At 50.9% G+C, this 20,439-nt stretch carries 19 protein-coding genes; 15 read left to right on the top strand and 4 right to left on the bottom strand.

Features of this window, described 5'->3' with window-relative positions; all coding sequences use genetic code 11:
• The first annotated feature begins 74 nt into the window (after positions 1-74).
• The 7 genes from atpD to NDA02_RS11195 all read left to right on the top strand — a co-directional run bounded on the left by atpD (position 75) and on the right by NDA02_RS11195 (position 7,824).
• Positions 75-1,532 carry a F0F1 ATP synthase subunit beta gene (gene atpD / locus NDA02_RS11165; protein ID WP_190793967.1) on the top strand — a complete coding sequence of 486 codons (1,458 nt, stop codon included), beginning with the start codon at positions 75-77 and terminating at the stop codon, positions 1,530-1,532.
• Between the two features lie 73 nt (positions 1,533-1,605).
• Complete coding sequence (gene atpC / locus NDA02_RS11170; protein WP_190793968.1) at positions 1,606-2,022, top strand: ATP synthase F1 subunit epsilon; 417 nt, start codon at positions 1,606-1,608, stop codon at positions 2,020-2,022.
• A gap of 83 nt (positions 2,023-2,105) precedes the next feature.
• Positions 2,106-2,318: a hypothetical protein gene (locus NDA02_RS11175; RefSeq protein WP_190793969.1), complete on the top strand. Its 213-nt coding sequence runs from the start codon at positions 2,106-2,108 to the stop codon at positions 2,316-2,318.
• 117 nt (positions 2,319-2,435) lie between these two features.
• A complete protein-coding gene (locus tag NDA02_RS11180; RefSeq protein ID WP_348254977.1) occupies positions 2,436-2,951 on the top strand; it encodes a hypothetical protein in 516 nt (171 codons plus the stop codon).
• A 227-nt stretch (positions 2,952-3,178) separates the two neighbouring features.
• Positions 3,179-3,619, top strand: coding sequence for a DUF29 domain-containing protein (locus tag NDA02_RS11185; protein ID WP_190793970.1), 441 nt, complete (start codon positions 3,179-3,181; stop codon positions 3,617-3,619).
• 73 nt (positions 3,620-3,692) lie between these two features.
• The gene (locus tag NDA02_RS11190; protein ID WP_190793971.1) at positions 3,693-4,316 is read left to right on the top strand and encodes a TenA family protein; all 624 of its coding nucleotides are present in this window, start codon (positions 3,693-3,695) and stop codon (positions 4,314-4,316) included.
• Positions 4,317-4,974: 658 nt separating this feature from the next.
• Positions 4,975-7,824, top strand: coding sequence for a response regulator (locus tag NDA02_RS11195; RefSeq protein ID WP_199296786.1), 2,850 nt, complete (start codon positions 4,975-4,977; stop codon positions 7,822-7,824).
• A gap of 272 nt (positions 7,825-8,096) precedes the next feature.
• Here NDA02_RS11195 and NDA02_RS11200 read toward each other — a convergent pair whose 3' ends face one another.
• Entirely contained in the window at positions 8,097-8,582 is a 486-nt protein-coding gene (locus tag NDA02_RS11200) for an Lrp/AsnC family transcriptional regulator (RefSeq protein ID WP_190793972.1), read from the bottom strand.
• 294 nt (positions 8,583-8,876) lie between these two features.
• Here NDA02_RS11200 and speB point away from each other — a divergent pair, with 294 nt between their 5' ends.
• The 7 genes from speB to NDA02_RS11235 all read left to right on the top strand — a co-directional run bounded on the left by speB (position 8,877) and on the right by NDA02_RS11235 (position 15,960).
• The gene (speB, locus tag NDA02_RS11205; protein ID WP_190793973.1) at positions 8,877-9,860 is read left to right on the top strand and encodes an agmatinase; all 984 of its coding nucleotides are present in this window, start codon (positions 8,877-8,879) and stop codon (positions 9,858-9,860) included.
• A gap of 245 nt (positions 9,861-10,105) precedes the next feature.
• On the top strand, positions 10,106-10,885 hold the full coding sequence (locus NDA02_RS11210; protein ID WP_190793974.1) for an MBL fold metallo-hydrolase: 780 nt from the start codon (positions 10,106-10,108) through the stop codon (positions 10,883-10,885).
• 44 nt (positions 10,886-10,929) lie between these two features.
• Positions 10,930-11,946, top strand: coding sequence for an ABC transporter substrate-binding protein (locus NDA02_RS11215; RefSeq protein ID WP_190793975.1), 1,017 nt, complete (start codon positions 10,930-10,932; stop codon positions 11,944-11,946).
• Between the two features lie 140 nt (positions 11,947-12,086).
• On the top strand, positions 12,087-12,851 hold the full coding sequence (locus tag NDA02_RS11220) for an isochorismatase family cysteine hydrolase (protein WP_348254980.1): 765 nt from the start codon (positions 12,087-12,089) through the stop codon (positions 12,849-12,851).
• 70 nt (positions 12,852-12,921) lie between these two features.
• A complete protein-coding gene (locus tag NDA02_RS11225) occupies positions 12,922-13,377 on the top strand; it encodes a cupin domain-containing protein (RefSeq protein WP_190793977.1) in 456 nt (151 codons plus the stop codon).
• A 102-nt stretch (positions 13,378-13,479) separates the two neighbouring features.
• A complete protein-coding gene (locus NDA02_RS11230; protein WP_190793978.1) occupies positions 13,480-14,115 on the top strand; it encodes a LysE family translocator in 636 nt (211 codons plus the stop codon).
• A gap of 186 nt (positions 14,116-14,301) precedes the next feature.
• Entirely contained in the window at positions 14,302-15,960 is a 1,659-nt protein-coding gene (locus NDA02_RS11235; protein ID WP_199296787.1) for a CocE/NonD family hydrolase, read from the top strand.
• On the opposite strand, the gene NDA02_RS11240 is transcribed toward NDA02_RS11235, so the two are convergent.
• Entirely contained in the window at positions 15,938-17,146 is a 1,209-nt protein-coding gene (locus NDA02_RS11240; RefSeq protein WP_190793979.1) for a DUF4336 domain-containing protein, read from the bottom strand. The genes NDA02_RS11235 and NDA02_RS11240 overlap by 23 nt on opposite strands.
• Before the next feature lie 316 nt (positions 17,147-17,462).
• Here NDA02_RS11240 and aqpZ point away from each other — a divergent pair, with 316 nt between their 5' ends.
• Complete coding sequence (aqpZ, locus tag NDA02_RS11245; RefSeq protein WP_190793980.1) at positions 17,463-18,230, top strand: aquaporin Z; 768 nt, start codon at positions 17,463-17,465, stop codon at positions 18,228-18,230.
• Between the two features lie 59 nt (positions 18,231-18,289).
• On the opposite strand, the gene NDA02_RS11250 is transcribed toward aqpZ, so the two are convergent.
• Together NDA02_RS11250 and mraY are read right to left on the bottom strand one after the other, a co-directional pair.
• Positions 18,290-19,063, bottom strand: a complete 774-nt coding sequence (locus NDA02_RS11250; protein ID WP_190793981.1) for a 5-formyltetrahydrofolate cyclo-ligase — start codon at positions 19,061-19,063, stop codon at positions 18,290-18,292.
• Between the two features lie 204 nt (positions 19,064-19,267).
• Entirely contained in the window at positions 19,268-20,365 is a 1,098-nt protein-coding gene (mraY, locus tag NDA02_RS11255) for a phospho-N-acetylmuramoyl-pentapeptide-transferase (RefSeq protein WP_190793982.1), read from the bottom strand.
• Positions 20,366-20,439: the final 74 nt, after the last annotated feature.

Consider the following 20,439-nt stretch of genomic DNA (forward strand, 5'->3'; position numbering starts at 1 on the left):
CTGAGGTTGGCGAATTTCAAACGTTCAGGCTGTTTTCAACCTTTTATTAAGCTGATCACACGATAGGCGCAAGCATGGTCACCACAGCAGAAAAAACCAACGTTGGTTACATTACACAAATTATTGGTCCCGTAGTCGATGTCCGGTTCCCGGCGGGACAAATGCCCCGGATCTACAACGCGCTGCGCGTGACGGGCAGAAACACCGCAGGCGCAGATGTTGCCGTTACCTGCGAGGTACAGCAGCTTCTGGGCGACAACCAGATTCGTGCAGTGGCAATGAGCACCACCGATGGCTTGGTGCGCGGTATGGAAGCGTACGATACGGGTGCGCCTATTAGTGTGCCCGTGGGTAAAGCCACCCTCGGTCGAATTTTTAACGTGCTGGGCGAACCGGTAGACAATAAAGGTCCGGTCAACGCAGAAGAAACTTCTCCGATTCACCGTGCAGCTCCCAAGCTGACCGACCTGGAAACCAAGCCCTCTGTGTTTGAAACAGGCATCAAAGTGATCGACCTGCTGACCCCCTACCGTCGGGGCGGCAAGATCGGTCTGTTTGGCGGTGCGGGCGTGGGCAAGACCGTCATTATGATGGAGCTGATCAACAACATTGCAACCCAGCACGGTGGTGTGTCTGTGTTTGCAGGGGTAGGTGAGCGGACTCGCGAAGGCAATGACCTTTACAACGAAATGATCGAGTCTGGGGTAATCGACAAAGAAAACCCTGAGAACTCGAAAATCGCGCTGGTCTACGGTCAGATGAACGAACCGCCGGGTGCTAGAATGCGCGTCGGTCTGTCGGGTCTGACGATGGCAGAATACTTCCGCGACGTGAACAAGCAGGACGTACTGCTATTCGTTGACAACATCTTCCGCTTCGTTCAGGCAGGTTCCGAAGTATCGGCTCTGCTCGGACGGATGCCTTCTGCGGTAGGATACCAGCCGACTCTGGGAACGGATGTGGGCGACCTGCAAGAGCGCATCACCTCCACCACCGAGGGTTCGATTACGTCGATTCAGGCAGTTTACGTGCCTGCGGACGACTTGACCGACCCCGCTCCGGCAACCACCTTTGCTCACCTCGACGGAACCACCGTACTCTCTCGTGGTCTGGCAGCAAAAGGAATCTACCCGGCAGTAGACCCGCTCGATTCCACCTCGACCATGCTCCAGCCCGGCATTGTAGGCGATGAGCACTACAACACGGCGCGATCGGTGCAGTCGACGCTTCAGCGTTACAAAGAGCTTCAGGACATCATCGCAATCCTGGGTCTGGATGAGCTGTCAGAAGACGATCGTTTGATTGTGGCCCGTGCCCGCAAGATCGAGCGATTCCTGTCGCAGCCGTTCTTCGTAGCAGAAGTATTTACCGGTGCGCCTGGTAAGTACGTCACCCTGGAAAAAACGATCAAGGGCTTCCAGATGATCCTCTCCGGTCAGTTGGATGATCTGCCAGAGCAGGCATTCTATCTGGTGGGCGACATTGATGAAGCGGTCGCCAAGGGTGAAAAGCTCAAGTCTGAAGGGAAGTAAGGGTGAAACGGTTCGGGCATTGGAACACTAGCTCTGATGCCTGAATCTGCCCGATTGAACGCTGAGGAAAACTATGCCACTAACAGTTCGTGTTGTCGCTCCAGATAAAACGGTTTGGGATTCAACGGCAGAAGAAGTGATTTTGCCCAGTACGACCGGACAGCTTGGAATTCTTCCTGGTCACGCTCCCTTGCTTTCTGCGCTTGATGTTGGCGTAATGCGGGTGCGGGCTGGCAAAGACTGGACTGCGATCGCACTCATGGGCGGATTTGCTGAAGTCGAATCGGATGAAGTCACGATTCTGGTGAATGCTGCAGAGCGGGGGGATGGGATCGATCGTGAGGCTGCCCGGACTGCTTACAGCGAAGCCGAGGCAAAGCTCAATCAGGTGCGCGGTAGCGGTTCCCGCCAGGAGCAATTCCAGGCAGAAAGAAACGTTCGTCGCGCTCGTGCCCGATACCAGGCAGCAGGCGGAATGGTTCAGGTTTAACTTATTCTCAAGTAATCTGAATAATCAATTAGGGCGTAGAGCAATCTGCGCTCTTTTTGTTTTACTAAGCTGCAACCGAATCCATGAAGAGTGATCCGCCGAAGCGGCTGCGCGAAGCGATCGCCCCCGATCGATTAGAGAATGTAGGTAGCCACCCTTCACGCCATCAGAGTTTTTCTTTGGTCGCAATACTACTGTTCGGGCGAGGCGATGCAGTTGCTCCAGCGGGCGATCGCGATCGATCAAAATCATCTACTGTGAGGCGATACAAGTATTTATGCTCGCTAAAAATCTAATTTCTTAGGAGCCCTCATCTCATTCTTTTAGTGAGAACAATACATGAAGCTTCTGTTTTGGTGCACCAAGTTGAGCTAGTTTGAGGTTGCGGGTAAGGCAGTATTTGGAGGGTTAGGATGGGGCTTTTTGTCTATGTTGTTGGAAAGCTGCACTGCCTCCGTTGTCATGCTCAATCTGAAGCTAGGATTCAAACAAAGCTATTCACCGTAGACCGACAGAACTCTGCAAGAGATTACTGTGTTGGTAGCTCGGCAGAGGTTGAACTTAGTCGGATGAATGACTATGCACCTCTTTACCCTTGGAGTAACAACGATGATTTAGTGGTTGTTATGGGCGACTGGGATTGTCAGCGTTGTTCACTCAATTGGCAGTTTGCAAAGGTGACAATTGGGATCAGCTACTCCCAAACGGGTCGTATATTAGGAAGCATTAAGTCCATTTCAGCCTTTGCACCTACACAGTTGCAAGATTTTGCTGGAGTACACCGGGTAGAGGGAGATTTTGTTCGACACGGTGAGTTTCTAAGTCACCAGAACTGGATAGATACAGTGATTGAGGTTCGCTGTGCGAGAATGCTGTTGGGATTTCATCGTTGGTGTCGTGAGGTGGCTAGCGTAGAATTTACGGGCTAACCCCTCGATGGAGCGGACAGCCCGGAATTCGTGGAGCAAGTTTAAGTTTATCTGTTGCCGCTCATCTCAATCGTTATGCAGACTTGTAGATCTGCGGTTGAAGTTGTTGAACTTTCTCACCCGATAAGCCTATGGCAAGCATTGAAGGCTTTGTCAGTTTTTTAGCTAAAGTTGAGCCAAGGAATATTTAATTTAGATTCTGGATGGAATAATCTAGCAAACTAGCCATGCCCGAAACTGACTCGATCGACTTCAACCAATGGATCAATCAAACTGTGCAGCAACTGCGCGATCGCCGCTGGCATGAGATTGATATTGAGCATTTGATCGACGAGGTTGAAGATTTGGGCAAGCGGGAACGGAGAGGAATAACGAGTCAACTTGTCCGTCTTTTGCTCCACCTACTCAAATGGCAGTATCAGCCGCAGAGACGATCGGATAGCTGGCTCGACTCAATTACTGATGCGCGGACTCAGATTAACTTGGCGATCGAAGATAGTCCCAGCCTGAAAAACTATGCAGCAGAGCAGCTTCAGGCAAGCTACGATCGGGCCCGACAACAGGCAGCGAAGCAAACAGGTCTGGCAATTTTCACCTTTCCCGAAGAATGTCCTTACACGATTGAGCGAGTTCTCAATGAGGATTGGTTGCCGGAAGATGAATTGTGACGGCTGCCGATTTAACCGCCTCAATTAACTAGTAACCGCCTATATTAAGATCTGACTTTCATTCAAGATCATCATGAGCATCGCGGCGGAACTTTGGGAAGCTAATCAGGATTTGGCGATCGGCTGTCTCAATAACGCTTTTGTGCAGGGAATTGGCAACGGCAGTTTACCGAGGTCAAACTTTGCCTATTACGTGGGACAGGATGCTTTTTTTCTAGAGGCGTTTGCCCGTGCCTACAGTATTGCGGCGGCAAAAGTGCCGGATTGGAAAGGATTTGGCGTGTTTCACGGTTTGGCAGCAGGCGTATTGCAGGAATTGCAGCTTCACCAGAGTTATGCGACGCAGTGGGGCGTGAATTTACAGGACGTGCAGCCGGGAACTGCGACTCGTCGATATACAGATTTTTTGCTGGCAACAGCCTGGAGCCAGGAAGTGGGAGTGACGATCGCCGCGATGCTGCCCTGCATGAAGCTCTATGCGTTTCTCGGACAAAAGCTAGCCGCGAATGGCATCCCTGATCACGCCTACGCTGACTGGGTTCGCATCTACAGTAGCAATGAGTTTGAGCCGCTTGCCGATCAGCTTGCTGCCCTTGCCGATCGCTACACGGTAGACTCTCCGCTTGCCCGATCGACCTATCGCTATGCGATGCAGTGTGAGCTGGACTTCTTTCAGGCAGCCTGGGAAGTGGCATGAATCGGGAAAAATCGATGCGTAGCAGCTTCCCTGGGCGTAATCATAACGAGTTTGGTAAGAAATCGCTAATTTTCTGTTGTATGCGTTACCATAACAAGTAAAGGTTACTCATCTGCACAATGGTAGATGAAGAACCAAATTAGCTCATTGAATGGGGTAAAAGAAACGCTCTTTGTTCCTTTTGAAGTGACCTTTTAGGGTGCATTGGTAGCTCTTTAAGCATTAAGATTGCTGGACAAAATCTCGCTTCAAGACGTAGTTCACAATTTTATCGTGCTGCACCTTTTGATGATTGATTGCTATCAAACTTCTCTCCCTTTGAGAAATTAATTCAGGAAATGCTTACTGCTTTTTAATTGGGCTAATTACACTTCAAATATCAGTAGTACTCCACGCAGAAACCGTAATTAACCTTTTCGAAAACTCTTTTTGAAAACTATAGTATTTAGGTTTAGCTCTTGAATTATTACTCAACGATACGGTTAGTAATCAAGGCATGATCTCTTTCAAACGGAACTTGCGAAAATGAATTAGTTTTTACAACTCAAATTTTGAAGTCGATGCGTAAATTGCCTTGCTCAAATCCTTCAGGCTTGCCATCATTCCCCAGTAAAACTTGACCATTATCCACGAAGATAAAAGCTCATTGAGGATCCCTATGTCGCACTCTGTTAACACAATTTCTAAGCAAGAATCTGTTATCAGTGCTGGTCGATCGGCTCAACAGATTAAGGCAGAAATAGAGGCAACATTTGGGTTCATTCCTCCATTTTTTGAGCCAGCAGAGCATGCTCCTCAGGTATTAGAAAACCTTTGGCAGCACACGCTCACTGCTTACGTTTATAATCCTTTACCTGCTCTGTTTAAGGAAAAGCTTTCTGCTTACCTTTCGCGATTTTGTGGCATTCCTTACTGCATGATTTGCCATAGCTGCACTCTGCGTCCGCTGGGGCTGGCAGCACAGCAAGTTTTAGCATTACTGGAGGCACCCCCACCCTCAACAGAGGAGCTAGAAGCTCACCTCAGAAGACTTTCAGCCCAAACTTATCCGCTGTTGGACTGGTCAACCTTAACTCCATTGATGGAAGAGAGCCTGCTACAGGCAGCAATTTTTATTGCCCTCGACAGCGAGCAGTCAGAACATTGTCGAAGTGCTTTACAGGATTTTCTAGGTGCTGCAAATTATAAGCATTTGGTTGCCTTTATTGCTTATGTCAAAACTTGTCATACCTGGATGGAGTTTCATCCGGAGGTGGCATACGAAGCAGACCAGCGCGTGCAGGACAACCTGAGCGCACTACTCGCAGATGAGCCGAATTTGGCTGACTTCTTTCGCAATTATCGAGAGCGGGTGAAGCAAGAGCGCCAGAGCCGGGCGGAACAGCTTGCCGAGCTTGCAAGGCAGCAATGGCGAGAAAAAATGCTGCGTCAGCAGGTTGAGCGTGAGCGGATGATGACGAAAATTGCTCAGCGCATTCGTCGATCGCTCAATCTAGAAGAGATTTTAAGAACTGCCGTATGTGAGGTTCAGCAGTTTCTGCAAGCGGATCGCGTGTTTATCTACCGCTTTGAACCTGATTGGAGCGGTGAAGTAACGGTCGAATCCGTTGTTCCAGAGTTTTTATCGATCGAGGGAACCAAAGTTACCGATTCTTTCTTTATCCAGCCCGGCAACCGCAAGCTATATCAGCAAGGGCGTATCCAGGCGATCGATGATGTTCGTGCTGCAAATCTCTCCCCATGCCATCTTGAGCTGCTGACTCGGCTCCAGGTGCGGGCAAATTTAGTTGTACCGATTGTGCAGGGCGAACAGCTTTGGGGCTTGCTCGTTGCAAATAGCTGTATCGATGCTCGCCAATGGCAGACGATCGAGCTTGATCTGCTCAAGCAACTCTCCACCCAGTTAGCGATCGCCATCCAGCAGTCTGAACTGCATCAACAGGTGCAGACCGAACTGATTGAACGTCAGCGATCGGAGGAGAAAATTCGTGAGCAGGCTGCTCTGCTGGACATTACAACCGATGCAGTTTGGGTATTAAATCTAAACAACCAAATCCTATTTTGGAATCAGGGAGCTGAACAGCTATACGGTTGGCAGAAAGCCGAGGCATTCACCATGAGTGCCAGACATCTTCTTGCTCCGAATAGTTCTCCTCAGCTTGAAGACATCCAAAAAGTAGTGTTTGAAACTGGAAAGTGGCAGGGAGAGCTGCGCCAACTGACCAAAGATGGCAAAGAGATTTTGGTCGAGAGCCGCTGGACTGCGGTGTTTGGAGAGAACCAGCTAAAATCTATCCTCGTCGTTAATACAGACATTACTCAAAAGAAACAGCTTGAAAAACAGCTCCTTCATGCCCAGCGATTAGAGAGCTTGGGAACGTTGGCAGGCGGCATTGCCCATGACCTGAACAACATTTTGACGCCGATTCTCGCGATCGCCCAACTGCTTCAGATGAAACTAACGGACGCGGATGCATCGACTCTTGAATTCCTGAAGATGCAGGAAACGAATACGAAACGCGGAGCCGCATTAATTAACCAAATTCTGGCGTTTGCGCGCGGGTCTGAGGGTCAACGCCAAGTACTTCAATTGCAGAATTTAATTTCAGAGGTGAAGCAGGTTACTGCCGGAACTTTTCCAAAGTCGATCGGAGTTCATACCCATATTGACCCTGATCTTCATCCGATTTCTGCTGATCCAACGCAATTGCACCAAGTGCTGATGAACCTTTGTGTCAATGCTCGTGATGCCATGCCCACAGGAGGTTCCTTAAGCATCTCTGCTGAAAATTTATTCATTGACGAAAGCTATGCCCATGTTCACTTAGATGCCAAAGTTGGTCCTTATGTGCTGATGTCTGTTGTCGATACGGGGATGGGTATCTCGCCTGAAGCGATTGATAAAATCTTTGATCCTTTTTTCACCACGAAAGAATTGGGAAAAGGAACAGGACTCGGACTATCAACGGTGAATAGCATTATCAGAAGTCATGGGGGATTTTTAAACGTTTACAGCGAAGTTGGACAAGGAACCCAATTCAAGGTTTACCTCCCCGCAATTCAGGGAGTGGAAGCCCAATCGGCAGCAGATCTGGAACAACCGCTTGGACATGGAGAACTCGTTCTGGTCGTCGATGATGAAGCCCTGATTCGAGAGGTGACAAAAACGTCCCTAGAAACCTCTGGCTACAAGGTTTTAACTGCCAGTGATGGCATTGATGCTGTTGCTGTCTTTGCGGAACACAAGGATAAGGTAGACATCGTCTTAATGGATATGATGATGCCGAATATGACGGGTTCAGCAGCAATGCAGATCCTCAGAAAAATGAACCCGCTGGTCAAAATTGTTGCGTTGAGTGGGCTACCTTCCAGTGAAAAAGTGAGGGAAGTGATGAATATGGGAGCGACTGAATTTCTCGCAAAACCCTACACAGCGCAGGAATTACTGAAAACAATGCATGTCGTTCTTCAAAAAAATCGATCGCCCGAAACTCCAGATCTAAATTGACTTGTGGCACATTGAGCAGCAGCATTTTTCCTTTATCGTGCGGCCAATGCTTAGACCGATCGTTTTTCTAAATAATCATTTTTCTAAATAATTGTGTTTGCGGGCTTTAGCGTCTAGTAGATGAAAGTGCCTGTAATGCACAATTATTTTTTTGCGGCAATGCTGCTAGCGGGTGCAGGTTAAGACAAACTCTCTGGCATGAAGAAGGTTAATGTCTTGCAGGACTGTTAACAATTTGCCGCACACCCTATAGAACTTGGACATCCTTAGTTTCAAGAATGCTCGGTGAACGAGTATTGATATTCGGATTTCAAAAGCTTTAAGATCGTGCAGGAATCGTAGTGGATAATGCCGGGAACTCTCTGAATCTTATTAAACAACGCTAACAGGTCTTCGTGGGTGCCAAAGCAGGCATCCATAATGATGTTGTAGTGTCCGGTGACGATCGCCACAAACTGCACTTCTGGCAGGGTAGATAGAAAATCTGCAACGGCATCAATGCGATCGCAGGCGACGTTGATTCGCATCGTGACAATATGAGGGACACCGAGCTTGCGGGGGTTAAGCTGGGCACGGATTTGCATTACGCTCGACTGAAGCAATCGCTGCACCCGATAGCGGACGGTGGATTCGGGCAGGGACAACTGCTTGGCAATATCGGTAAATGCCTTGCGTCCATCCTCCTTCAGCAGATTAATAATGTCTTGATCAACCTCATCCAGCGGCACAACTTCTAGCGGAAACGGGGTTTGAGTCATGAGTGCAATCCTACTTGCAATCCGGAATTAGCCAAAGTCGCAAAGTGATTCATAAATGCTTGCGATATCAACAATAAATCAAAGATGAATTAACTTTGTATCAATTAAAACGGTTTTCGGTTACGGTTGTCACTAAGTTGTTGAATGTGACTAAGTTGTTGAATGTCACTCAAATGTCACTCAATCGTAAAAGTGTAAAAGTGACATTTCTCCGAACAGTGGAGCGTTTGCCCCTGCCGTCTTCTTTCTAGAGGCATTCGCTTCGATCCCACCTTCAAAATCAGGAAAACTGCTGTGCCGCGCTACCAGCCTCTTAATGCCCTTGAATTTGCTCGCTTTATCGGGATTCGTACCTTTGCCCGTCTGCCCCACATTCAAACTCTGGATGCAGTGGATGTGGCGATCGTCGGGCTGCCGTTTGATACTGGAGTGACCTACAAGGTCGGAGCACGGTTTGGACCCGAAGCAGTTCGCAGCGCGTCGGCAATTTTACGTCCCTACAATCGGGAACTCAAGGTAGATGTGTTTGACACCCTATCCTGCATTGACTACGGCGATGCGCCTGTCGTGCCGGGTTACATTCACGATAGCTATGCGGCAATCGCAGACACCGTTCGGCCGATCGCTGAAGCAGGTGTGATTCCGCTGGGCATTGGCGGCGATCACAGCATCACCTTAGCAGAACTGCGGGCACTGGCAGCCGTCCACGGACCCCTCTCGCTGGTGCATTTTGACGCCCACTGCGATTTGTGGGACAGCTACTTTGGGCATCGCTACACCCACGGAACTCCCTTTCGGCGCGCGGTGGAAGAAGGCTTGATTGTGCCTGAGCGATCGATTCAGATTGGAATGCGTGGACCCGTTTACGACGAAGACGATGTGCAGTTGTCGACGCAGTTGGGATTCCTGGCTCTGTCTACCACGGAGCTGCTGAGCTACACACCAGCGCAAATTGGGGCGATCGTGCGCGATCGAGTTGGTGATACGAAAGCGTTTCTTTCCTTTGATGTGGATTTCTTTGATCCGGCATTCGCTCCTGGCACAGGCACTCCTGAAGTTGGCGGACCCACTAGCTTTCAGGGACTTGCTTATCTGCGATCGTGCGTTGGCTTAAACTGGGTCGGGGCAGACGTGGTAGAAGTGCTTCCCGCTCAAGATCACGCCCAGATTACCGCTCAGCTTGCCGCTCAGGTCGGCTATGAGTTTCTATCGCTGGTTGCCCTGAATCGACTCAAGCAACAGACCGCCGATCGCCCAACCGTGCTGGCAGAGTTCTAAAAGAACACGATTTTCCGGCGTTGCTGAATCGGAGTATGATACGCCCCACTAGCCACCTAAAGTTGGGGGGAACCAGAATTCAAAGTCCCCCAGCATTGGGGGATTTAGGGGGCGATACAGAAGCTAAATTTGCACCCTTCATATCCCGATTCAGCAATACCAATTTTCCTTATCCCCTCATCTCGTCATCTTTCCATTTCCTGATCTCCCTACCCCCTTATTTATCCACGCACCCACCTACCCCTATGCCCTCTGTTTGCGAAAGCTGGTTCTCGACCCAAAAAATTTCCGATCGCCTTTATCTGATCACCGAGCCGCACTATTACTGGTTTAATCGAGCAAATTTGTGGCTGATTAAGGGACAAAAGCAGGACTTGCTGATTGATACGGGGCTGGGCGTTTCCAGTTTGCGGCAGTACATCGCGTCGCTGATCGATAAGCCGCTGCTGGCGATCGCCTCCCACATTCACTTTGATCACGCAGGCGGAATGCACGAATTCGATCGACGGGCAATCCATGCGGCGGAAGCCTCTGCGCTGCGAACTGGAGATGACTATGAGGCACTCTGTACGCCTAATCAGGGCTGGGTGCGGCAGGAAGATTTTCACTGTTTGCCTCATACCGGATTCACCGTGGAGCAATATACACTACACGGCACTGAGCCGACTGATATTCTAAACGAGGGAGACGTGCTGGATTTGGGCGATCGAGTGTTTGAGGTGCTGCATCTTCCAGGGCATTCTCCGGGTTGCATCGCCCTATACGACCCACAGGCAAAAGAGCTGTTTTCTGGCGATGTGGTCTACGATGGCGAACTGCTCGATCAGCTTCATTGCAGCCATGTGTCCACCTATCTCTCGACTTTTGAGCGGCTGAAAAAGCTGCCGATTGAAACGGTTTATCCGGGGCACTATACGGTCTTCAATCGAGAACGCTATCACCAAATTTTGGATGAATATCTGGCGGCAAAACGTCAGCCCGGATGTCCGTCTGAGGTGCGTCAAATCAGGATGCAGTCGGTTTAGTGCCATTTTCATCCGTCCTGCGCTTGTGTCTTTGAGGTCAATCAATGCAAAGAAGAAATTTCCTGAAGTGGATCAGCTTTTTTTCGGCAGGTGCGGCATTGCCCAATTTTCTGGCTGCCTGCAATGCTCAGCCTTCGGTAGGGACGGGTGCAGGTGAAAATGCGGCAAGCAAACCCCTAACTATTGGGGTGCAGCCCTGGGCGGGTTTTCTGGGACAATACATTGCGCTGGACAAAGATTTCTTCAGTGCCGAAGGGGTAACGGTCAATGAGGAATACTTTCAGGTGGCGACGGATACGAATACTGCGCTTGCTGCCGGAAAGGTTGATCTTGCCTGGGTCGGTGTGCCCGATTTGATGACGCTGGTGGCGCAGGCCCCCACACTGAAAATTCTGATGATTTCGGACTACTCGAATGGCGCAGACGGCATTCTGGGACGCAATATCAATCGTGCGGCAGATCTGCGCGGTAAGAAAGTCGCTCGTGAAGATGCGCCCTACGCCAAGATTTTTCTCGGTAGCTATCTGAAGCAGGCGGGACTCAGCGAAAAAGATGTGGAAGTGGTGTCGCTCTCGGCGAGTGATGCAGCGACGGCGTTTGCGGCTGGCAGGGTTGATGCAGCAACCACTTATGAACCGTGGCTAAGCAAGACAGTCGAGGAAGCGAACGGGCAAATTTTGTTCACCTCGAAAGACACTAACGTTATTCCAAATGGTTTGGCGGCAAGCGCAGAAACGATCGCCTCCCGTCGTGACGATATCTTGAAATACATGCGGGCGATTGACAAAGCACTTGCCTTTGCCAAAACCAACCCTGAAGAAGCCAATCAGATTTGCGCCAAAAAGCTGGGCATTACGGCTGCTGAGATTCCGCCGCAGTTATCGGGCATCCGCATCTTTGATGTGAAAGGCAACCAGGAAGGCCCAATGAATCTGTCCAGCCCCTATAGTTTGGTGAAAAGCCTGCAATCGGGAGAGCAGATTATTACTCAACTTGGCTTGATTTCCAAACCCATTGATGCCGCTTCTCTGGTGGATGATTCCCTGGTGAAGTCTCTCTAGTAGCTTGGCCCAGGGCAAAACTTAATGCAGTGATTTGATTCATTCGTACCTCACGATACGGAATCGATCGCTTCATTTCGATTACCACAGCATAAGATTTGAGGTGTCATCAACTCGCTTGCCCCTCTAACCCTTTGCCTATGAATCGTCCTCTTCGATCGCTGGGTGTGCCCCCCAATGCCTGGGCAGTCGATGCTCAAGTCGCCGATATCACTCGTCCGCTGATTCCCCCGCGCCCGATCGAGCTGCCCACCGATAGCAAAACCCTGCGCCTCGATCTCTCAAAAGCTGCGCTGATTGTGGTCGATATGCAAAACGACTTTTGCCATCCTGATGGCTGGTTAGCGCATATTGGTGTGGATGTGACTCCGGCTCGTGAGCCGATCGCCCCGCTGAAAACCCTGATCCCCGAACTGCGATCTGCGGCGGTGCCAATCGTCTGGCTTAACTGGGGCAACCGTCCCGATTTGCTCAACATCAGTGCAGGGCTGCGTCACGTCTATAATCCGACCGGAGAAGGCATCGGCTTAGGCGATGGACTTCCAAAAAACGGTGCGCCCGTGCTGCAAAAAGGAAGTTGGGCGGCGGCGGTCGTTGATGAGCTAATTCAGGAATCGGAAGACATCTCCGTCGATAAATACCGCATGAGCGGCTTCTGGGATACGCCTTTAGACAGTATTCTGCGAAACCTGGGCAGAACTACGTTATTCTTTAGCGGCGTGAATGCCGATCAATGTGTGCTGGCAACGTTGCTTGACGCGAATTTCCTGGGCTACGACTGCATCCTGCTGCGCGACTGCACTGCCACCACTTCGCCAGACTATTGCCTGAAAGCGACTTTTTACAATGTGAACCAGTGTTTTGGCTTTGTGGCTGATTCTGCGGCTTTACTGAGTGCCCTGTAAGTGCTGTTTGAGTGTGATATTTGCCCTTCCCCTGACCTGTGCTTTGCAGTTCCCCAACGGGTAATTACCTATGGACTCCTCCTGCATCATTCCGCTGATCAAAACGCCGAAGGACTATCAGGCTTTTCGCATCAGTCCCCAAGATACGAATCGACTGGCGATCGTCTTTGACCCCTCCAGCGCGAATATGTCGCTAACCTACTGTGTCGAAATCTTTGACGTGGGCGGAAAAACGCCACCCAATCGCCATCAGCTCGCAGTCGAAATGTTTTTTGTGCTCAAGGGCGAAGGCGCGGCAACCTGCGACGGCAAAACCGTTCCGATTCAGGCAGGCGATAGTCTCCTCGTTCCCCCCACCGGAACCCATGTAATTGAGAATACGGGAAGCGATCGGCTCTATGCTCTATGCATTATGGTTCCCAACGAAGACTTTGCTGAACTCATTCGGAGCGGCATCCCGGTCGAGCTAGACGATCAGGATATGGCGGTTTTGCGGCGAAGCGAAGCAGTTCCCCCGGTGGGGTAAGCAGAATGAGTTGGTGAAAGGGTAGTGATGCTGCTTAATTTACGGGCTGTGACAGTTGCCTAGAATGTAAAAGGAGAAGGAATAACACGAGTGGAGTTTGCTATGCCTGATCTTGCTACCTTTGGTCTCTTCCTGACAGCCGCTTTCATTCTCAGCATTACTCCAGGACCGGGTATTCTTTATACCCTGATGCGTAGCCTCAATGGGGGTAGATCTGAGGGAATTTTGTCTGCTCTCGGTCTATTTGTAGGCGGACTCGTTCATGTTGTTGCTGCTGCGATCGGTATTTCTAGCCTGCTGATGACTTCTGCTGTTGCATTCACAATTGTGAAGTATGTGGGAGCAGCTTATCTCATTTACTTAGGACTACGAACTCTTTTGAGTCACGATGCCTTATCAATCAATACTAATGCAGTAGTACAGCCAAAACGCCGCGAAAGTGCATTTTACCAGGGCGTAATGACCGAGGTTCTCAATCCTAAAACAGCATTGTTTTTTCTTGCGTTTATTCCTCAATTTATTCATGTTGCAAATGGAAACGTTTTAACTCAGTTTTTATTTTTAGGTCTAATTACAGATTTTTTGAATCTTACTGTTGATATTGTTGTTGCTACATTTGCAGGATCGATTGGGCAGAAATTGCGAACAAGCTATAGGTTCAGGCAAGGTCAGCGCATTACTTCAGGCTGCACCATGATTGGGCTTGGTGCGTATGTTGCTGTTGCTGAACAGAAGTAGCGTATTTCAAACAAAAAAGCTGTCGTTTCGCAGCATAGTGTTTCCATCGAGCGGCTGCAGGAATTCCCGATCTTATGTAAGCAGATGTTCTCCCTCAGGACGCTTTTAGAAAGCTTATTGAGTTAGGAATTTGAGAACGCAAGGTCACTAGCGGCAGATGAACCGGAATGTTAAGTAGAAAAACTCATGCTCTACTCAGTTCGTCATAAACAAACCCTGTCGATGCAAACTAGCAATCGGGTTAGACTCGATGCAGATGTGTATTACCCCGACAGCGATGAGTCGTTTCCGGTGCTGCTGATGCGTCAGCCCTATGGACGATCGATCGCCTCCACGGTGGTTTATGCTCATCCGTCCTGGTATGCGGCACAGGGCTACATTGTGGTGATTCAGGATGTGCGGGGGCGCGGTTCTTCAGAGGGCGAGTTTGATCTGTTCGCCAACGAAATTGAGGACGGTTACGAAACGGTGCAGTGGGCGGCGGGCTTACCCCAAAGTTCCGGACAGGTGGGGATGTATGGCTTCTCCTATCAGGGCATGACCCAGCTTTTTGCGGCGGCAAAGCGTCCACCTGTGCTAAAAACAATCTGTCCCAGCATGGCAGCCTCTGACCTATATGCAGACTGGGCCTATGAAGGCGGCGCGTTTTGCTATCAGCTCAACCTGGGCTGGGGGATTCAGCTTGCCTCAGAGACCGTGCGGCGACAGGGCAACGAGGAAGCTTTTCTAACGCTCTACAGCGCGGCACGCAATCCACCGATTTACAATCCGGTCTGTCCCCGATCGGGCATTTTGGAGCAGTTGGCGCCCGACTGTCACTATCACCCCTGGCTGCACGAATCGAACCCCGAAGCGGAATACTGGCAGAAACGATCGCCCTGTACCTACTTACACGAGGTCGATCTGCCGATGCTGCATATTGGCGGCTGGTTTGACACCCACCTGCGCGGCACGATCAAGCTTTATCAAACGATGATCGCGCAAACCGATTTGCCCCAGCACCTCATCATCGGACCGTGGGCACACCTCCCCTGGAGCCGCAAAGGGGGCGCAGTTGATTTTGGCGAAGCGGCACACAGCCCGATCGATCGCCTGCAAATTCGCTGGTTTGATCACTTCCTCAAAGGCATCGACACCGGGTTACTGGAAGAACCTCCGATTACCTGGTTTGAGCTGGGCAGCAATCAGTGGCGCAAGTTCGATCGCTTTCCCACCTCCAATCCCCAAACTTTCTACCTGCAAACCACCGGACTCGCCGCCATGTCTGAGCAGGAAGGCAAGCTGTCAATCGATTCCCCTAATTCTCTTCTACCCGATACGCTGATTCACGACCCCTGGCGACCTGTTCCTTCTCTAGGCGGACACGCCGCATTTCCCGCCGGCAGCTTCGATCGCAGTGCAATTGACGGACGATCGGATGTGCTGACCTACACGACTGATCCACTCACCGAAGATCTACACTTCGCCGGGGAAATCTTTGTCGAGATCTGCGCGACTGCCAACACCCCCAGTTTTGATCTTTGCGCCGTCCTCTCCGAAATCAAACCCAACGGCTCCGCTTTCAACCTGACTCAGGGCTATCTGCGAATTTCATCCCCCGCGACCTCCCATCGCATCGCCCTCCAGCCCGTCTGTGCCCGCATTGCCGGTGGAAACTCGCTGCGACTCAGCCTCAGTGCCGCCTGTTTTCCCGCCTATGTGATGAACCCTGGAACAGGCACTCTTCCACAAAACAGCCACTTGATCGAGGCACAGGTGATTACGATTACGCTGAAGAGTGATAGTGAGGGACGATCGCAACTCCTCTTGCCCGTAGGTACAGCTAAATCTTTGCCGGAGGCGTAATCCCAAGCTGCACCAGTCCTTCTTCTAGCTCCTTCAGAAACTCAAAATCTTCTGGCAGCAGTCCGCCCTGATGCGGTTGGGGATCGAGAAAGGCAAATGCCTGACGAAATTCCTGGGGAGTGGCGGCGATCGGTGCATCAAAATGACAGGGAATAATCTGCTGAAAATCCCATTGGGCAATTTGATCAACCCAGGCAAGGGTTTCCTGTGGAGCACGGTTGAGGATCAGCGTTTGCAAAATCGGCGCGACAAATAAGCGTCCTTCTCCCCGGAGTGCCTCAAACGATCGCTCCCAGTCTGCTTGCCAGGCGAAGGGGAACAGACCAAACAAGGCTTTGCGCGATCGATCCTCTGCCTGCTGTGCTTCACGCCATGCCCGACCTAAGGGAACCGTTTCCAGTGCGCTCGGACGAAAGTAGAAGGCAAACAGGCAAACGCGATGCCAGCCTTTTTGTCTTGTCGCTTCGCTGTCCGTCACGCGATCGAACCCGTTATCTCTGGCATGAAATAAAAGTGGATAGGGATCAAGCTGCACCATATCCGGCGGGTCGTTGGGAATCGACAATACCGAATCTGCGACCAAAAGCGTACCTGTTGCCCGATGGTGCAATGCCACTTCGCCAAACGATCGCTCTTTTAGCGGCACATGCAGCAGCGCATAGTCAAACTCATCGGTAAAGGGAACGTCTGCCGGATTTGCAGACAGAATGTGCGTTCGCCTGACGGGAAAGCCGAGCCAGCTCAGGGGCAAATTGACCGGAAAGCTCCACTGATTGGGCGCAACGTAAATCTGAGCATCGGGAAAGTAACGCGCAAACGGTCCCACAAATACCTTATGTTCCAAGCCAGAGACGGTCGGCAGAATGATGTATTTCACCGCGCCGTGCTGTGCCTCAAGCTCTCTCACCAAGCGAATACATTCCCTGGTCGGCGCAACCGGAGCATACACCAGCAATCCACCTGCCGCTAAACGCACGATCGTCATCCGAATAGGCACCGCGACGTAAATGATTCCCTGAATCTGGTCAAACGTCCAGACTGTGTCTTTCACAATTTCTTTGCGAAGGGTGCGCCGCCGCCGATAGGGATAAAGCGGCACGGTCCACCAAAACCGCCAGACCCAATCAGCCGGGTCAGCGGAAGACTCTAAAGGGAAATGATTTGATTGCTGCACGACTTGCGACATAACCTTTTACGCCTGCACCAACGAAACACTGCGATCGATAGAAGCGATCGATAACAGTGAGCTAACTCTGAATCTAGTTTAAATAGTTACGGGACAAGTCAAACGAGCCATACTCACAACCTGCCTCTTGACTCGTTGTTTGTAACATCCTCCTGTAGCAGTAGTCGTTCTACCTGTGGCTGATGTAAACCGGTTGTTGCCTTAATAAAACAAACGAAATAAGCCCTAAATAATCGTTCAGGTAACCCGTTTTCCTAGACTCATAAATTTGCGTTACTTTTAATCCGGGAGAAAACGTAATCCCGGAGAAGATGAAATGACGCTTACAAAACGCTGTATTGCTGAATTTATTGGCACTTTCTGGCTCGTGTTTGGCGGGTGCGGCAGTGCCGTTTTTGCTGCCACTTTTACGGGAGCTGACCTCGGCAATAATGTGCCGTTTCCGCTTGGAATTGGCTTTGCTGGGGTTTCCCTTGCCTTTGGTTTAACCATGCTGACGATGGCTTATGCGATCGGGCACATTTCGGGCTGTCACCTGAATCCAGCAGTTTCCTTTGGCTTGTGGGCAGGCAAGCGATTCCCCGGTTCTGAACTGCTGCCCTACATCGTGGCTCAAGTGCTGGGTGCAAGCGTTGCTGGAGGCTTGATTTACCTGATTGCTAGCGGTGCGCCAAACTTTGCGCTCACAGGTTCCAATCCGCTAGCGACGAATGGATTTGGTGAGCATTCTCCGGGTGGCTACAGTCTGCTGTCCTGTTTGCTGATTGAAGTGCTGCTGACCTTCATTTTCCTGATGGTGATTCTAGGCGTCACCGATGAGCGTGCGCCTCAAGGGTTTGCTCCGATCGCGATCGGTTTGTGCTTGACCTTGATTCACCTGATCAGCATCCCGGTGACGAATACTTCGGTGAACCCGGCACGCAGCACGGGCGTTGCTCTTTTTGCAGGTGCAGAGCTGTTCAGTCAGGTGTGGTTGTTCTGGCTGGCTCCGATCGTGGGTGCGATTCTGGCAGGGCGGGTGCATAATGCACTCTTTAGCACTCCTGGTCTGGAAGAAGCAAGCCGTCTGCGGGAACCGGTTTAATTTGGTTTAATTTCGAGTTGCTTTAGCTGTTCGCTGTTACTCGATTGCTCCTCATCTCCTCATTCTTCTGCACGGAGCTGCCCCAGGATGGGGATTTTTTTGTACTGTTCAGGACGAATGCTATCCCACACTAACCCGGCTGGGCGCGGGAAAGCAGCATGAGTTTCGATCGCTCCTTCGGGTGTCACAATCCAATTCACTGCCCAATCGTGGGGCTGCATGGGCAACCGATCGTTCTCAACAATTTGTAGCGAGTGAACCGTCGTGACGATCGGTGTACTGTCCTGAACCCGGTTAAATCGTTTCAGCATTGCGAGTTCCAGATCGGCAAACCCTGCTCCTTTTCCCGTGCGTCCCCCCGATCGCGTCACGGCAACACAGCCTACTACCACGAGATCGATCGGCTCCATTTCGTCAAAGCTGACATACTTTCCGCATTTCAAAGCATTTCGCGCGATCGCAGCCTCCGCCAGATCAACCCCACGAGCTTGCAGTGCCTCTGCGGTTAGCTCCACAAAACAGCGACGGTTCGTAAGACGTGGAACTGCCATATAAAGCCGCTTGCCTTCCTCCAGTGCCCGCTGCCTGACCGGGATATGGGGTGCATCGGGATTGCACTTGATTACCTTTGCCTGCTGCCAAGCAGATAAACCTGCAAGCTGTTCTGCTGCTTCGCTCGCCCCCATAAAATTCGGAATATGTCCAGTGGGGTCACGCCGACAGATGCCCTGCTGCTTTAGCCTTGCCCAAATTTCTGCCCGAAGCTGGTCTTTGTCAGGATGGTAGCCGCTCCAGCCCGTTTGTCCTTCAAATTGATTTTCTCCCGTAGCCATCAGATCTCCTGCACCCAAAACTAGCTTTTAATCCATTTTCCCAAGTTTCCAGGAAACGCCACTTTCAAAGTCGCTTGCTCAAAATTAAAAGAGATTTAGAGGGAATTTAGCCAGAGCTACCCCTACGATTAAAAAATCCAGCCCCCGCAGGAAACTGGATCACCTCTGAAATATGTGAAATAGCTTGATGATGAAACTGGCAAATTACTGGAGCATCAGCAAACTGACGATCGCCAGCACCGCACCCGCCAGATAAAACCGACCCACAACCTGGGTTTCCGTCCAGCCCGACAGCTCAAAGTGATGGTGCAGCGGAGACATTTTCAGTAGCCGCTTGCCAATTCCGTTTGCGTCTTTGGTTGCCTTGTAATAGCTTACTTGCGCAATCACTGAGAGCGTCTCTGCAAAAAAGACCCCGCTGAGCAGGAACAACCCAAACAGTGATTGCGTCAGGATTGCCACTGCTGCCAGGGCACCGCCCAGAGCCAGCGATCCTGTATCACCCATAAACACTCGTGCCGGATGGTGATTATGCACCAGGAAACCCAGACAACCGCCGCTCAAACAGACGCAGAAGGTTGCTAGCTCCGGCGAGTTAGGCGCAACCAGGGCTGCCAATCCTAGAAGGGCGATCGAGCCTGTTCCGCCTGCGAGTCCATCTAAGCCGTCCGTTAGATTAGTCGCGTTGCTTTCTGCCACCAGCACAAACCAGGCGAGCGGAAAGAACAGCAGTCCCAGTGGCAGCATGAAACCCAGGGGCAGTGTCAGAGTCGTGATCGTTGCAGGCTGGGTCAAGGCTGCCCACAAACAAAATAGCCCGCCAAAACCGACTTGCAGTGCCAGCTTCATCCGGGGAGAAATGCCTTTATTCGATTTCTTGCTGAGAATTTGCCAGTCGTCGTACCAGCCGATCGCCGCATAAGCCAGCGTCAGAGCTGAGACTGCCACCACATTTGGCTGAAATCCTGTCCAGACGAGAGCCAGCAGCACCGCAGCCGGAACAAAAAACAGACCGCCCATGGTCGGCGTACCCGCTTTCTTCAGATGCGCCTGCGGACCTTCCTGACGAATAATTTGCCCTGCTTTTAGGGCACGCAGCAAAGGAACAACCCAGTAGCCCAGCGCACCTGCTACCAGCATCGAAACCACCAGCGGCAGAATCAGGCTGTCCTTCGCTAAAAATGCTCGCTCCGCAACGCTATCTAGAATGAGCGCAGCTGCACCCAGCCCTGAACAAAGCGTTAAAAAGGTTCGATAGCCTCCAAGACCCAGTGGTCTATCTGGAATTAATTTCGCGTCCACAGTTTGAATCACTCCACACCACACACTACCGCAGCGTCTCGCCAATTTTCGGAAACAAAGTCAGGAGTTTTTAC

The organism is Leptolyngbya sp. ST-U4 (assembly GCF_039962215.1).
Classification (GTDB): Bacteria; Cyanobacteriota; Cyanobacteriia; order Elainellales; family Elainellaceae; genus Leptolyngbya_A.